Genomic DNA, 17,076 nt, shown 5'->3' with positions numbered 1-17,076 from the left:
ACCCCCTCAATCAAACTAAGAAACATAATATCCCAAATATTAAGATGAGTATAATAAGAAAAAAGGACGCGCTTGATTTTCATGAAAAACCTACCCCAGGTAAGATTGAAGTTCGTCCAACCAAGACCCTTTCGACTCAGCATGATTTAGCCTTGGCATATTCGCCAGGAGTGGCTGTACCGTGCTTGGAGATAGCTGCCAACAAAGAAGATGTATATCGCTATACATCCAAAGGAAACCTAGTAGGAGTGATCACCAACGGTACCGCCGTATTGGGATTGGGAAACATAGGGCCAGAAGCATCCAAACCAGTAATGGAGGGTAAGGGAGTTTTGTTCAAGAAATTTGCAGGGATCGACGTTTTCGATATTGAGATCGACGAAACAGACCCAGACGAGTTTATCAAAATTGTAAAATCTTTGGAACCGACTTTTGGGGGAATCAACCTAGAGGACATCAAGGCACCAGAGAGTTTCAAAATCGAGACAGAGCTACGAGAAAAAATGAATATTCCTGTCATGCATGATGACCAGCATGGCACGGCTATTATCTCTAGTGCGGCCTTGCTCAATGCATTGATTGTCGTTGGGAAAAAAATAGAGGAGGTCAAAATAGTGGTCAATGGTGCTGGTGGAGCAGCGATTGCCTGTACGGATCTCTATGTCAAGATGGGAGCCAAAAAGGAAAACATCATGATGCTCGACAGCAAAGGTGTAATCAGTAAGAAGAGAGAAAATCTCGACCCAATGAAGGCCAAATATGCTGTAGAAACAGACTTGGTGACCTTGTCGGATGCGGTCAAAGGTGCAGATGTATTTTTGGGACTATCGATGGGAGACGTGATGACTGCTGAGGATTTACTATCTATGGCAGATGATCCTATCGTGTTTGCTTTGGCCAATCCTGACCCAGAGATTCCTTATGATTTGGCAATGAAAACCAGGAAAGATGTATTGATGGCAACAGGAAGATCGGATCATCCTAATCAAGTCAACAATGTATTGGGATTTCCCTATATTTTTAGAGGTGCGCTGGATGTGCGCGCCACTACAATCAACGAAGAAATGAAATTGGCTGCCGTGTATGCTTTGGCAGAGTTGACCAAATTGCCAGTACCTGATGCCGTATCCAAAGCCTATGGCTCAGAGGTCATCAAGTTTGGCAAAGAGTATTTGATTCCAAAGCCATTGGACCCACGATTGATCGCGAGCATTTCTTCTGCAGTAGCCAAGGCCGCCATAGATTCAGGTGTCGCGCGTACCACCATTACGGATTGGGATGAGTACAAATTGAAATTGGAGGAAAGACTGGGCATGGGTCAACGAATCATCTCAAGGTTGGCATCAAGAGCAAAAAAGAGTCCTCAACGTTTGGTGTTTACTGAAGGAGACAGACTGTCGATTCTCAAAGCAGCACAGTTGGTGATTGACGAAGGAGTTGCCATTCCGATATTGCTTGGAAACAAAGAGAAAATCAAAGAACTCATTGCAGAGAACGAATTGGAGTTGGACTGTGAAATCATAGATCCCTATCATCAGCGCGATACGCGTTTGGTCTATGCAGAGACCTTGTTTCAGAAGCGAGCCAGAAAAGGCATGACCGTGCGTGAGGCACAGCACTTGATGATGGATCGCAACTACTATGGAGCGATGATGGTAGAAAAGGGCGATGCAGATGCCATGATCTCAGGCTTGTCCAACGATTACCCCAATACGATCCGCCCGGCCTTACAGATTATTGGTATGGAACCAGGGTTGAAAAGGGTGGCAGGCATGTACATCATTCGCAATCAAAAAGGAACTTATTTCTTGGCGGACACCACAGTCAATGTCAATCCCGATGCGGAGGCCTTGCTTAATATCATTGAGCTGACCAATCGTGCAGTGAAATTCTTTGATTTTGAACCTAGGATGGCGATGCTGTCATATTCCAATTTTGGTTCTGCCAAAGGAGAAATCCCAAGCAAGACTGCAGACGTGGTAAAATTGGCGAAGCAAAAATGGCCTGAAATCATCATTGATGGTGAGATGCAAGCCAATGTAGCTTTGAATCCAGAGTTGATGGAAAAGGATTATCCTTTCAGTGAACTCAATGGCAAGAGTGTCAACACCTTAATTTTTCCTAATCTGGCTTCAGGCAACATTGCCTATAAGCTGCTGATGGAAATTGGATCTAGCGAAGCGATCGGTCCAGTATTGATGGGAATGAACAAGCCCGTACATGTCTTGCAGCGTGGTAGTTCGGTGAGAGAAATATTCAACATGGCGACTATCGCGGCAGTAGATGCGATACAGTCCAAAAGTAGAAGCAAGGAATGATCACCTACATCTCAGGTAAGCTTATCGAGGTAGACCCTACCTATGCGATCATTGACAATGGAGGTATTGGCTATCACGTCAATATCTCTTTGAATACATATACTCACATAAAAAATTTAAAAGAGGCGAGTATTTTTACGCACTTTCACGTCAAAGAAGATTCACAGACACTCTATGGTTTTTATGACAGAGAGGAAAAAAAGAGATTTCAGCAGTTGATCTCGATTTCTGGAGTGGGGCCATCTACTGGCTTGATGATTTTGTCATCCTTGTCATCGCAGGAGTTGCATGCTGCGATCGTCAACAGTGATGTCAAGACGATCAGTGGAGTCAAAGGCATAGGTCTGAAAACTGCCCAAAGAATCATTTTAGAACTCAAAGACAAGATGTCAAAAGAGGAGTTAGAGAGTGGTGTACCAATTTTATCCCTTAAGAAGGAGCATAGTATTAAGTCGGAAGCTTTGTCTGCATTGATGACTTTGGGTATAGCCAAAGCAGTTGCAGAGAAGACGCTTGACAAAATATTGAAATCATCTGATGAAGATCTTGGTCTGGAGGATTTAATTAAATTAGCGTTGAGAAGGTCTTAACATACAAATAAATAGGGGAAGAGTTTGATCAGAGTCAAATTCCACATACGCTTTGTTACTATTTTCACCCATTGCTTGTTGATGGGTGTTTCTGCGTATGCGTGGCAGCAAATCCCCTTTCAGTCTGATACAACCAAGCAATCCAAAGAATACAAACCTACCTATCAGCCCACCTTTAGGTATGATGATAGACATGGGGATCCATTTTCAAACTCTCAGAGCCATACCCCCCTGCAGCTCAAGGATCCTTCAAACATGACCGTGGAGGTAGAGATGGATTCCAACAACAATTACACAATTCATGAGAAGGTTGGTGCGCTGAATTACCGCCCTAGGTCTACGATGACTTTCGAGCAATACCGAGCCTATCAAGATGAACAGCTCAAAAGACAGTATTGGCAAGAACGATCCGCAGGTTTGGATGGGGAGAGTGCTGTCAGTGGGAGGAGATTGATACCATTGATCTACATCAGCCCGATGTTTGACAGGATTTTTGGTGGTAACTATGTAGATATTCAACCCACAGGGTTTGTCAATATGGACTTTGGTGGGAGATGGCAAACCATAGAAAACCCAAATGTACCAACTAGAAATCAACGAACTGGAGGGTTCAATTATAACCAGCAGATTTCCATGAATGTCGTAGGAAAAGTGGGAGAGAAATTGGCCGTGACAGCCAATTTCGACAACAACAATTCTTTTGATTTTCAAAACAACTTGAAAATCGAATACACAGGTTATGAAGAGGATATTATCAAAAAGATAGAGTTAGGTAATGTCAGCATGCCGATTGCCAATACACTGATTACAGGAGGGCAGAGTTTGTTTGGTGTGAAGACACAATTGCAGTTTGGAAAGCTCTATGTGACAGCACTGGCATCAAGACAACAGGGGAGTTCCAAAACCAAGTCTTTCAGCAATGGTACAGAAGGGACCCCTTTTGATATTAGGGCCTCAGATTATGATCAATACCGCCACTTTTTTCTCGGCCACTTCTTCAGAGACAACTATGAAAAATGGTTGAAAAACATTCCCAACGTAGTGTCTGGAGTGAAAATATCTAGATTGGAGGTTTATGTAGTCAAGCAACAAACGGAGACCTCTGGACTGAGAGGTATCGTGGCATTTACAGATCTGGGAGAGCCCGTTAAGATAGGTAACACCAATGGCATGATTGCGCAAGCCAACGAACCCAATGACAATGGTGCCAACAATTTGTATGCAGATATCAATGGTGCACCAGCAATCAGGGATATCTCCACAGTTGCAGACTATCTTAAAAATTCTCAGTTCCAGATGACAGAGGGGGTCGATTTTGAAGCACGTCCAAGCGTCAAAAAATTGGATCAATCTGAATATACATTCAATGACAGGTTAGGTTATGTGACTTTGAACAGTCGTCTGAGAGAAGGAGAGGTTTTGGCTGTATCTTATGAATACACATACAACGGTATTTCTACGCCCTATCAGGTGGGAGAATTGTCTGAGAACTACCAAGTTCGACCTGATGAAGATTTGATTGTATTGAAACTCCTTTTGCCTGCCAAGAATACCACGACTGATGTACCGATTTGGGACTTGGCGATGAAAAACATCTACAACTTAGGTGGCTCTCGGATCAACCAAGAAGGATTTGAGTTGAGAATCAATTACCGAGATGATATCAACAACTACGATGCACCCAATCTCAACGAGGGCCAAAACACTAACAACATTCCTTTGATTCGGGTATTCAAATTGGATCAACTCAATGTCAACGGAGACAATCAGCCAGATGGTAATTTTGACTTTATAGATGGGCTTACCTTTGACGAGGAATATGGTAACATCATTTTCCCTGTATTGGAGCCTTTTGGCACGACGTTGGAAGCGGCTTTTATCAGCACCGAACAAAACTTGAAAGACAAATATGTCTATTCAGAACTCTATGATAGGACGAAAACACTGGCCGAGCAAGTGTCTGCCAAAAATAAGTTTCGATTGACAGGCAATTATTCCTCAAGCGCAAGGAATGTGTACAATCTAGAAGGTTTCAATATTGCAGAAGGCTCAGTGACTGTGACCGCAGGGAGTACCTTGCTCACCGAAGGGTTGGACTATGAGGTAAGCTACCTTGGATCTGGACAGGTCACAATTCTCAACGAAGGGGTACTCAACTCAGGAAAAACGATCAACATCACCTATGAAGTTGATGACTTGTTTAGTTTTCAATCCAAATGGTTGACTGGGACACGTTTGGACTATCAATTCAATGATAAAATCAATGTTGGAGCTACCCTATTGCATCTAGAACAGCGAACTGGTGGTGTATCTCGCTACAGCATGGGTAATGAACCAATCAGCAATACCAAATATGGATTTGATGTTAATTTTCAGGAAGATTCACGGCTCCTGACCAAGATGGTGGATGCTCTCCCGCTGATCAGCACCAAAGAGACATCGACTGTTACCTTCAATGGCGAGTTTGCACAATTGATCCCAGGCACTTCCAATGAAGTAGATGGAGAGGGGACATCTTATGTCGATGACTTTGAGAATGCTGCGACCCCTTTCCGACTTGATGGTAATCATACCTCTTGGAGTTTGGGAGCTGCTCCAGAAGCATTTCAGGTCACAGACCCCAATAGTAGTTTGGGAGCTGGATTCAAAAGAGCCAAGCTGGCTTGGTATGTGATCGATCAGACCCTCTATGGGAACAGTAGACCTAGTAGTCTCAAGGAGGATGATTTGAAAAACAACTATGTCAAACCAGTCTATCCACAAGATATATTCAAACAACAAGACTTGTCCTTTGTCAATGTGCCAGAGAGAATTTTTGATTTGGCGTATTACCCTAGTGAAAGAGGACCATACAACTACAACACCAGTGAACTAGATCAAGACGGTCGTCTCAGGAATCCCTCTGATAAATTTGGAGCGATTACAAGAGCCGTACCTACCAGTGTAGACTTCACCAAAAACAACATTGAGTACATCGAATTTTGGTTGATGAATCCCTTTAGCAATGACCCTGTACTGGATGGTACTATCAATCAACCCAACAATGACCAAAATGGGTATTTGATTCTTAATCTAGGAGAAGTATCTGAGGATGTGCTACCGGATGTAAAGCATGCATTTGAGAATGGGCTACCTGCCAATGGAGGAATAGATAATACTGAAGATACCGAGTGGGGCAGAGTGACAACACAGCAGTTTTTGACTCAATACTTTGACAACTCCAGTTCTGCTAGATCCAATCAAGATGTGGGCTTGGATGGTTTGAAGTCTGTAAATGGTGCTGATTTTGAAGAATTTGAGTATTTCAGTAATAAACTCAATATTACAGAAAGTGCACTGCCATCAGGAGCTGTAAGAGATCAAATCAAGAGTGATTTTTCTGCGGATGATTTCAAGCATTATTTGGATCCTGAGTATAGCGCTTCCAACGCTAAAATATTGGAGAGGTATAAGCACTTTAATGGACAGGAAGGCAACTCTCCAGTAGAATCCAACAACAGCTCCTATAGTTCTTCGGCAACCAACATTCCTGACAATGAAGATTTGAACCAAGACAATTTTGTCAACCAGACAGAATCCTATTTCGAATACCGAATCCCAATTAATACGAACTCTTTGAAAGCGGGTGAAGGATATGTAGTAGATGAGGTCATAGATGATGACGCCAATTGGTACTTGTTTAGGATTCCGATCAACAAAGGAACGGCAGTTGGATCACCTGACATGCAATTTTTGAGATACATGAGGATGTATATGACAGGTTGGGAGAATCCAGTCGTACTGAGAATGGCGCGTTTTCAGATGGTCGCCAGTCAGTGGAGAAAATACACTCTGGACCTAGCCGAGTCTGGTTTGGGTGAGATCCCAGAGGTGGTCTCTTCGGATTTTGAGTTGTCGGTTGTAGGAGTAGAACAAAATAGCTCACCCGCTGGAGGAGTACCCCCCTATATGGTGCCGCCAGGCATCAATCGTGATTTAGACAACACTACTTCGGTCACTCGACGTGTCAATGAGCAATCACTCAAGCTTTGTGTAGAGGATGTGGATGACGGAGATGCGCGCTCTGCATATAAAAACTCTTTAAACCTAGATATGGTTAATTATGGCAAGTTGAAGATGTTTTTCCATGCTGAATCTAACCAAGGAGAAATGATTTTGGATGATGAAGTCAGTGCTTTTGTACGCTTGGGTTTTGACCAGACTAATAATTACTACGAAATCGAAGTGCCTCTCAAAATCACGCCCAATGGCTTGTCTAGTTATACAGATAGGGATATTTGGCCTGAGGAAAATGAAATGAACATTGCGCTCAATGAACTCCATACGCTCAAGTCTGCGCGGAATGCTGACGATTTTGATGTGACGAGACGTTATACTCAATTGTCTAGTGATGGTAAATACAAATTGAGCATCATCGGTAATCCCAAGCTGAGTGGAGTGACTGACATGATGATCGGGGTGAGAAATCCAACCTCTGATGATAAGGGGAGCAAATCCGTATGTATCTGGGTGAACGAAATGCGACTCACGGATTTTGACAAAGAAAAGGGCTGGGCTGCCAATGCACAGATGAATGTGAAATTGGCAGACTTTGCTACGCTCAATGCAGCTACTCGATATACTTCCGTTGGTTTTGGTGGAATACAACAAACAATCTCAGAGCGAACCAGAGAGGAGACTTTTGAATATGACCTATCGGCCAACGTCAATGTAGACAAACTCATCCCTGTAGAGACAGGAATTAAAATTCCAATGTTCGTGAGTACATCTAAATCCGTCGAGACACCTCGTTATGATCCTTTGGACGATGATATACCATTGGAGGCCTCTTTGGAGAAGTTCGATACACAAAAAGAGAAAGATGAATACCGAGAAAAGGTTATCTCTCAGACGACTAACAGGAGTATCAATTTCATCAATGTCAGGAAGGAAAAAGTCAAGCAGGATGCCAAGTCTCATGTGTATGACGTAGAAAATTTCTCTTTCAATTATTCATTCTCAGAGCAAAAATCTTCGAATGTCAACACAGCCCAAAGGGTAGATAAACAGTATTCAGGTGGCGTGGCCTATAATTATACAACCAAGGCACCGAGCATCGAGCCTTTCAAAGAGACGAAGGCTTTTTCTAGTCCTTATCTCAAGATGATAAAGGACATCAATTTCTCTCCATTGCCCAATAGCTTCTCCTTCAGAGCATCGATGGACAGGCGATTTCAAAAGACTCAATTGCGAAATTCGGACTTGACCACAGACGGGATAGATCCCAACTTCGAAAAGTACTTCACCTTTGATCGCTCCTATAATGTACGATGGAGTCTTTTCAAAAACCTCAGCTTGAATTACAATGCGACAGCTAGGGCCATCATTGATGAGCCTGAAGGTGATATTGATACAGATGCCAAACGAGATTCGATTTGGTCCAACATCAAAAGGTTGGGTAGGATCAAAAACTACAACCAAAATATCAGTTTAAATTACCGACTGCCATTGGACAAAATTCCGTTGACGGACTGGATGAGTGCAGATTACCGTTATTCTGTGGACTACACCTGGACTGGAGGAAACATCGATCAAGTAGAAGAGTTTGGTAATGTCATATCCAACCAGAGAGGACAAGACCTCAGTGGTAAAGTTGATTTTGTACGGCTTTATAACAAATCCAAGTATTTAAGCAACATCAACAAGCCACCGAGCCGCTCTAGGACGTCTCGCTACGATACTGTCCGATCTACTGGCGGGATGGATGCTTTCAAGGGGGTCATGAGGCTGATGATGGCACTGCGATCGATCAATTTGACCTATGGCCTCAAAGAATCGACGAGTCTGCCTGGTATGCTGCCTAGTCCATATATGCTGGGTATGGATCGTGATTTTAATGCGCCAGGCTGGGACTTTGTTTTAGGTAGCCAAGATCCAGAGATCAGGACACGAGCGGCCAAGGAGGAGTGGTTGGTCAAAAATGGATTGTTTACGGCTCCATTTATACAATCGAGGACTGAGGACATCAATCTGCGTGCAGCTGTAGAACCGTTCAAAGATTTCAGAATCCAAATAGATGCCAAGCGAAACAATCGAGCAGAATATCAGGAAATCTATCGATGGGATAGCTTGACAGTCAATACTTTTAATTCTCTCACCCCAACCCGTACAGGTAGCTATACGATCAGTTTCTTGCCGATTGCTACTGCCTTTTCCAAGGACAATAGTGAGAATGTTTCGGATGTGTTTGAGCAGTTTGTGGAGAATCGAGCCATTGTACAAGCAAGACAAAATGCAGCCAATCCTGCAGGTGAGTATGCCATCAATTCGCAAGACGTACTGATTCCTGCATTGATTGCGGCCTATACCGATCAAAGTGCGAATACTATCAATCTTCTTCCTTTTCCCAAAACACCCATGCCCAACTGGCGGGTGGACTATGCAGGACTGAGCAAGTTGGCGGGTATCAAAGAAGTATTTAGTTCCGTCAATTTGACGCATGCCTACACTTCCAGTTTTAGTGTCTCCAATTATTCCAATTCTTTGAAATACAGCAATGTAGCTGACCTAGATTTGACCAATGATATATTGGATTACCCTAGAGCAACTCAGCCTGGAGATGATGGCAAACTTATACCTGTCTATATCATCAGTCAGGTTGATATCGTAGAACGGTTTTCCCCATTGATTGGTGTGAGTGTCAGAACCAAAGGGATGTTTACGGGCAAGGTTGATTATGCCAAGGAGAGGAGTATCAGTTTTGATTTGTCCAATACACAGGTCCGAGAGATCAAGAGCAACAACATTTCGTTTGATATCGGGATCACCAAAGATACTTGGAAGATTCCATTCAAAGTCAAAGGAAGAACCATTGCTGTAGACAATCAGCTGGCATTTAGAATGGGTTTCACAATCAGAGATACCAAGACGATCCAACGCAAAATTGAAGATGGAAACACCATTACTGATGGTAATATCAATTATCAAGTACGTCCTACGTTGAGCTATGTGGCCAGTCAAAAACTCAACCTGACCATGTATTTTGAAAAGAATATCAACGAACCTAAAATTTCTAGTTCATACAATAGATCGTCTTCTTCATTTGGTGTCCAAGTGCGCTTCAGTCTTGCCCAGTAGCAAGACGCCTAGCAGAGATTGTGAATATCTATTCCCGTCTATCGTTATTTTACTTTTTAGGCTTAATTTTGATGGATATTAATTCTTAAACAAAACTTATTCAAAAATGAATATTCCAGATCATTTGAAATACACGGCAGATCACGAGTGGGTGAGCATCGAAGGTGACGTGGCGACTGTAGGTATCACTGATTTTGCCCAAGGAGAGCTGGGTGATATCGTCTATGTAGAGATAGAAACAGAAGGGGAGACAATTGCCAAAGGTGAACTTTTCGGTACGATAGAGGCTGTCAAGACTGTGTCTGACTTGTTTATGCCTGTTTCAGGAGAGGTGTTGGAGTTCAATGAAGAGCTAGAGAGCGAACCAGAATTGGTCAATTCTGCTCCATACGAAGATGGCTGGATGATTAAAATCAAAGCCTCAGATTTGAGTGAAGTAGATGAGTTGCTATCAGCGGAAGCATACAAAGAACTCATCGGTCAATAAATAGTGATCAGACTGAGTCAAAGTAGCTACCGAATGACGTGGTTAGGATGGACAATCACCATCCTTTTTTTGTTGTTGAGACCTTCGGATGGCGAAATGTCATGGTTACAGCAGATCCCACATTTTGACAAAGTCATACATTTTACTTTGTTCTTCATTTGGGCTTTTTTGGCCACTTTGGCTATAGGCAATGGAAGGGCTACTAATAGACATTTTTTACTTGTTTTTGTAGCTGTAGTAGTATTTGCTGTCATGACCGAGTGGTTGCAGCTATATGTGCCTAGCCGAACAGCTGACTGGAATGACATCCTTGCGGATGCAACTGGCGGCCTATTAGGACTTGTGTTGACAAAGTTTTGGAAAATAAATCAATAAATATGGAAATGAAATTCTGTTGTGTATATTTGAAGTTACTTATTGACAATAGAATTTGAGAAAACTAAAGATAGGAAAATGGAGGTAAAGAAAAACCCGCAAATTGACCTTGGAAGAAAGGCAGGGATGTTCTTCAACATTGGCCTTACTATCAGTTTAGTTCTCGTGATTACTGCTTTCGAGTGGAAGTTTTACGATGACGGTGACTTGGTAGACCTTGGACAAGTTGATGACAATTTTGAAGATATTATGGAGATTCCTCCTACGGAGCAACCACCTCCGCCACCCCCGAAAATTGAGCTACCTCAGATCGTAGAGGTGCCTGATGAAGAGGAGATCGAAGAAGAGATCGAAGTAGAGTTGGATGTGGAAATTACGGAAACTACTGTCATCGAAGACATCGTATTTGACGATGCTCCAGCAGAAGAGGTAGCAGACGAGGTCTTTGACATAGTTGAAGATCAACCAGCACCTCCTGGTGGAATGGCAGCATTCTACAAGTATGTTGGTCAAAACATGAAATACCCAAACCAAGCAAGAAGAATGGGTATTGAGGGTAGAGTTTTTGTGCAATTCGTTGTGGACAAAGACGGGTCTATTACTGAGGTCAGAGCGATCAAAGGAATCGGCGCAGGTTGTGACGAAGAAGCAGTAAGAGTACTAGAAGGTGCTCCAAAATGGAAGCCTGGAAAACAAAGAGGTAGAGCAGTGAAGGTAAGGATGATTCTTCCTATCACTTTCAAGTTGAGCTAATCATCAATTATTCTCAATAAAACCAAAGAAGGTCTGACGATATCGTCAGACCTTCTTTGGTTTTATACCCTATTGTGTGTTCATGATTTTCTCTTCAAATGGTGGGTAGGACACTGGATAGCACGTAAATTCAGTATCACTAGCAGTGCTACAACCTAGATGACGTTGAGGACTTGTTCTTTTATTTTTTCAAGTTCATCTTTCATCTCTACCACGAGTTTTTGAATGTCAGAATTGTTCGCTTTTGAGCCAATGGTGTTGATCTCTCTGCCCATTTCTTGGCTAATGAAACCAAGCTTTTTGCCTTGAGACTCTTTTTCGTCAAGCGTGATGTTAAAGAACTTGATATGGTTTTCGAGTCTCACAATTTCTTCTGAGATATCTAATTTTTCTATGTAGTAGATCAATTCCTGCTCAAATCTATTAGGGTCAGATTTTTCTCCTGAAGAGAGTTCCTTCAGACCTTCGTTGATTCTTTCTTTGATTTGAACAATTCTAACGGGATCCAACTCTTTGATTTCTTTTAATTTGTTGCTGATTTGATCCGAACAGGCACTGAGTGCTATTTGTGCAGAATTGCCTTCCTGTAGCCTAAATGCTTCACATTTGTCGAGAGCTTCATTGACCAGTTTGACCATGAGTTGCTGATCGATCACATCTTTTTTGCCTTCTGGCTGTTCGAAGATGTCCCCAGTTTTCATCACAGATTGAAGAATGTCAGCATCTGAGACATTCATGCCTTCAGTCACTGCGAGGATTTGATTTTTGTAATGCTGGAATAGCTCAGGATTGATCCTCATGGCTTGCGCAGTGCCAGATTTGGTTGTGAGCTCCGTGACAAAACTGACTTTTCCTCTGATGAGGCGGTCTGAAATGATTTTTCTCAGGTCATGTTCAAAAGAAGAAATTTCTTTGGGGTACTTGGTGTTGATGTCAAAAAATTTCGAATTGAGTGTCTTTATTTCGACCTGAATGCTAATTTGATCATTCTCAAAATTGGCATTCCCATAACCTGTCATTGATTTTATCATGCGCAAAAATCACGAATAAATGGGAGTTTAAAAAATCAGATTTTCTATGGATTAAAAGTCATATCCCAAGGAGAGGTAAAATTTCATAGACTCTAGGTTGTAGTCTTCGATGGGTCGTGCTACGTCCATTCTGAGGTAATATCCCAAGAGGACCGTACGCATACCAAATCCGTAGCTTTGTAGCCATGGGTTTCTGCTAGTTTTGATGACGGCTTCAAATGGTGACCCAGGCTCTCTGACGAGTTTGGTATCCACAGTATTGTTTTCATTGAAGGGGGATACACCAGTCCATGCTGAACCAATGTCATAAAATCCTATGAATTGAAGGTTTCTAAGAAAGTTGGATTTGATCGTCCCTCGGGTGAAGTATTTGACTACTGGGAATCTCAATTCTGCATTGGCAGTCAGGACATTTTCACCGTTGAAGCGATTGTAATTGAAACCTCTGAGGTTGACAAACTCCGTGAAGAGCACATCTGTATTGTCTTTGAAGTTGCTGTAGTACAGCGGAGAACTGGTTTGATTTGAGTTTTCTTTGTCATTGAATAGCCAGTTGTCCATTCCTCCTAGCATATAGGTTTTGGGTCTATGCCCAAATGAAGAGCCATAATATATTCGTGTGGCTAGAATGAGTTCACGGTGTATTTTTTGATAGCGTCTCAGATCTACATTGAAATTGCTAAAACTACGCGTATGATCATTGAGGGCTTGATGATGCTCAAACGAGACTTTTCCTCTGGATCCTTCAAATAGGTTCAATCCATTGACCAAAGTATTGTCGAATACCCATGCAGCTTTGAATCCCGCATAGGTGTAACTGGAACCTAGAATGATTCCCTCTCTTGCAGGCCTAGTAGCCAGAATATCAGGGTTCAGATTGTAATAGTTGGTAAATTCCATGAATCCATCAATTTCGAATCTTGATGATACAGAGGTTGGGAGTGCTGCTCCCACGGTAAATGTATTGAGCTTGTATTTTTGGCGTATATCTTGATCACCTGCTTGATTGGAAAGCCTGAAACTTTCTTTGTACACAACTTTTCGGTCATAGCGGGCATGAAGGTCGATGGTGTGTTTTAGGTAGCTGTATTCCGCAAAGAAATCGCCACTCCTGAAGTCAGTAATGGCCAAGAATCCCCCGTTGAATTTATGGTTTTCGAGTGCATCTGTCATTTGGGTTTCGACCAAGATACCGAAACCACGCAACTGATCGATGACAAAGGATGTAACGAGGTTGTCAGCGGTGAAGCTCGTTTCATATGGCAGAGGTCCCGTGACGGTTGGTTCTTTCTGTATTTTTTCATAGATAGAGAGAAAGGAAAACCGCTGCTGATTTATTTCTTCTTCTTCTGGCTCATCTTCAAACTGATAATTGTCGGTATCGATAAAATTCTCATCCATCATGGCCTGTGTACTGTCGGCTTCATGCTGCATTTGACTTTCCAATTCTGCTTCAGCTTTTTTCTGCTCTAGTAGTTCCTGTGTAGCTCTTTCTTCTCTTTTTTTCCTAATGTATTCTATTTGTTTGACTTGATGTCTCAGCGTGGGTGGAGTGAACAGGCGCTGATCCAGATTATATTCTTCGTTTAAGTAGAGTTTGGTTTTTCCATCATTGAGCATCAAGAAAGCCAAATCATGCGTGTTGGGGTTGATGTCATATTGTTTGAGGCTGGTGCGGAAATTAGAAACTTGATGATACAGACTGTCTTTGAAGCTATAGCTGTAGACGTTGTTGATTCCCTTGAGATCGCTCAAGAAATAAATGTGCTCATCATCTACTGGCACAGGGTAGGTCTCGTTGCTGATCGTGTTGGTCATCCTGTACAAAACATTGGTGGTGGTGTCCAAATCGTAGGCAAATAGGTTGAGAATCTCGGGCATCTCATGGATGGCAGGCGTGGTGATATTGAGCGTGTCAGTTGTTCGGTTGGAGCTAAAGACAAAGGCATCTGTACCAGGAATAAACTGTGGGTAGAGGTCATCCCAACTGTCTTTGGTGAGACGCTTGATGGCATTGCGTTTCATACTGATCAAATAGAGGTCAGTTTGGCCTTTGACATCTGCACTCACTATAGCTAGTTTGCCATTGTCATTGAAGTCTATTTGGTTGATCTGGTTGAATCGGGTGAGTGATTTTCTTTGTTTGGAGCGTGTAGGAATGTCGTAAGTGACAAGGTAGTTTTTGCCATACCATGTGGTGAGCACGCCAATTTGTGTATTGCTGATCCAATCAATATAGGGCAATTTGTAGGATACTTCTTGGTCTATAGAGTGATAACCTCCAGTCATGGCCACACGTTCTTTGCCCTTGGCAATGTCTCTAATGATGATTTTGTACTTGCCCTTATAATTCTGAACATAGGCCAGCTGATTCCCATCAGGGCTGAGTTTGAGATCTGTGAGTTTGGTGATTTTGCCTCTGACACCTATGATTTTATCATCTTTGTCTGGAGAGATGTAGCTGGCATCTAACTCTTCGTTGGGGATGCCGTAGTATTCTGCCCACTCATACATAAACTGCCTAAACGAAATCCCCAGTGTACTGGCGACACTGTGTTCGGTATTTCGGATGATTCGGGTGAGGTTGAGGATGTTGCTCAGGTTGCTGTTGCCATATTTGATAGCGATGTAGTTCCATACAGACTGGCCTACGAGAGTTGCCATTTCTCCTTCTAGTTTGGAGAATTTTCGAATTTTCTTTTTGACCAAATAATCTCTCACATAATCATCCATGGTGACATCCCATCCATATGCTATATAATTTTCGGCTCCATTGATAAACCATTCGGGTAGATTGAGGAGGTAATTGCTCTGAAACATCTCCGTCAAACTGCCCCCAAACATCATATCCTCTAGGAGCATTTTGGAGATTTTGTACTTGAGTTCTTTCTTAAAATCTAGCATATTGCCTGGATAGGCTATTTCTACTTGGAGCTTGACGAATTTCGTTTCACCTGCGATGGTAAAAGAAGGAGAGCCTACCCCTATGTTGCTTTGGAGCAGGTCGGTATGAGAGTTGTAGATGAAAATCTCACTTTTGGAAAAGGGGGCATACCCGATGAGATCGGTGATTTTTTCAAATTCTTCTTTTAGCAATTCCAGGGTTACTTCTGCGTATTCTTCTCCTTGATTGTAAAAATGAATATCATAGTCCTCTGTTCCGTAATAGTACCAGTCAAAATCTTTGTACTGCACCCGGTTTTGCCCAAAATTCTGCCTTTGATACTGTGCAATGACAGCCTGAGAGGTCAGGAATAATATGTATGCTATAAGTACAATTTTTCTCATTCGAGAGACTTCTGATTATCGACTGTTGTATGCTTTATAATATCTCGATACATTGACGTCATGTATGAGGCCATTTTCTGTTTCCAAATAGGTCATGAATTGCTTCGAAAAGTAAGGAATCAATGAGACACCTTTGGATCCAAAACCGTTGAAGATATAAATATGTTCATATTCGGGGTGTTTTCCAATGATCGGACGTCGGTCTTTTGTCGCAGGTCGAACTCCCGCCGTACTATCTACAATTGTGACAGGCTCGTTGAGGACTCCATTGAGCCTTTGGAGGATTTCTTCTTTGCCTTTTTCGGTGGGTAGTATATTGTCAAAGTGGTTTTGGTAATTGGAGCCAATTCGTACATGCTCATGATCCAGAGGGAGGATGAATACGCCTCTGTTGAGTATTGTAGTGATTTTTTTCCCCATTTTGGCTTTCAGTATTTCACCTTTGACGGGGTGCATGGGTAGCCATCCAAACAGTTCGGTTTGGAGTGCTTCTATGCCATTGCAAAAAATAAGCCTTCTGTAGGCAATGTTCTCGTAGGTGATGTGGTCTGATTTTATTTTTAGTTGGGATTGATCAAAATACTTTTCTTCGCACACATGAGCTTGGATGAGAGCCGCCCGACTGGCTCGCAACAGCTGTGGGATTTTTACGAAACCAGCATGGTTGAGATGAATGCCACCAAAAGGATCATGAAGAGAAACACTATCCAGATTTTTTTTTCTGATGGATTTGATGAACGGCGTGTATTTGTCATCTGATTGTTTGGCATCCCAATCATTTTGTTCTTCAAAGGAAACAAAAGGGCGATAAATCCCAATGTCTAACAAAAACGAACTATTCAGATGTTGCTCTAATTGGCGGTAAAATGGCTCTATGACAGGAAATAGTTCGTCTGCCATCCAAGTTTTGACCATCTTACGACCTGTGACTGGATTGTACAGTCCAGCTGCGACGCTGGATGAATGGTTGGATGTGGGCAGATCCAAGACGGTAATTTGCTGTTGTTTTTCCAACAATTGTTGAGAAAGCACAGCCCCCGCCAGACCATGACCGATGATCAGATAGTCCTTCAAATATTCTGAGATTTTGTGATTGACCAATATTAGGTCAAATTTGC

The 17,076-nt window shown here is 42.4% G+C and carries 9 protein-coding genes; 6 read left to right on the top strand and 3 right to left on the bottom strand.

Annotated features, from left to right (window positions below; translation table 11 throughout):
• The first annotated feature begins 44 nt into the window (after positions 1-44).
• The 6 genes from N6H18_RS04770 to N6H18_RS04745 all read left to right on the top strand — a co-directional run bounded on the left by N6H18_RS04770 (position 45) and on the right by N6H18_RS04745 (position 11,639).
• Positions 45-2,318 carry an NADP-dependent malic enzyme gene (locus N6H18_RS04770; RefSeq protein WP_262310690.1) on the top strand — a complete coding sequence of 758 codons (2,274 nt, stop codon included), beginning with the start codon at positions 45-47 and terminating at the stop codon, positions 2,316-2,318.
• A complete protein-coding gene (gene ruvA / locus N6H18_RS04765; RefSeq protein ID WP_262310689.1) occupies positions 2,315-2,908 on the top strand; it encodes a Holliday junction branch migration protein RuvA in 594 nt (197 codons plus the stop codon). The genes N6H18_RS04770 and ruvA overlap by 4 nt, the downstream gene beginning before the upstream one ends.
• Positions 2,909-2,989: 81 nt before the next feature.
• A complete protein-coding gene (sov, locus tag N6H18_RS04760) occupies positions 2,990-10,024 on the top strand; it encodes a T9SS outer membrane translocon Sov/SprA (protein WP_262310688.1) in 7,035 nt (2,344 codons plus the stop codon).
• Between the two features lie 106 nt (positions 10,025-10,130).
• Positions 10,131-10,511, top strand: a complete 381-nt coding sequence (gcvH, locus tag N6H18_RS04755; protein ID WP_262310687.1) for a glycine cleavage system protein GcvH — start codon at positions 10,131-10,133, stop codon at positions 10,509-10,511.
• Positions 10,512-10,544: 33 nt separating this feature from the next.
• Complete coding sequence (locus tag N6H18_RS04750) at positions 10,545-10,886, top strand: VanZ family protein (protein WP_262310686.1); 342 nt, start codon at positions 10,545-10,547, stop codon at positions 10,884-10,886.
• Positions 10,887-10,964: 78 nt separating this feature from the next.
• A complete protein-coding gene (locus N6H18_RS04745; protein ID WP_262310685.1) occupies positions 10,965-11,639 on the top strand; it encodes a TonB family protein in 675 nt (224 codons plus the stop codon).
• Positions 11,640-11,794: 155 nt separating this feature from the next.
• On the opposite strand, the gene N6H18_RS04740 is transcribed toward N6H18_RS04745, so the two are convergent.
• Genes N6H18_RS04740 through N6H18_RS04730 form a run of 3 tightly spaced genes read right to left on the bottom strand, consistent with a single transcriptional unit; the run spans position 11,795 to position 17,059 of the window.
• Positions 11,795-12,670, bottom strand: a complete 876-nt coding sequence (locus tag N6H18_RS04740) for a YicC/YloC family endoribonuclease (RefSeq protein WP_262310684.1) — start codon at positions 12,668-12,670, stop codon at positions 11,795-11,797.
• A 51-nt stretch (positions 12,671-12,721) separates the two neighbouring features.
• Positions 12,722-15,958 (bottom strand): TolB-like translocation protein, encoded by a 3,237-nt coding sequence (locus tag N6H18_RS04735; protein WP_262310683.1) that lies wholly within the window; start codon positions 15,956-15,958, stop codon positions 12,722-12,724.
• A gap of 15 nt (positions 15,959-15,973) precedes the next feature.
• Positions 15,974-17,059: an NAD(P)/FAD-dependent oxidoreductase gene (locus N6H18_RS04730; protein WP_262310682.1), complete on the bottom strand. Its 1,086-nt coding sequence runs from the start codon at positions 17,057-17,059 to the stop codon at positions 15,974-15,976.
• Positions 17,060-17,076: the final 17 nt, after the last annotated feature.

The sequence above is a fragment of the Reichenbachiella agarivorans genome (genome assembly GCF_025502585.1).
GTDB classification, from domain to species: Bacteria; Bacteroidota; Bacteroidia; order Cytophagales; family Cyclobacteriaceae; genus Reichenbachiella; species Reichenbachiella agarivorans.
Note: the sequence above shows the minus strand (reverse complement) of the source record. Positions and strands in the feature narration are given on the sequence as shown.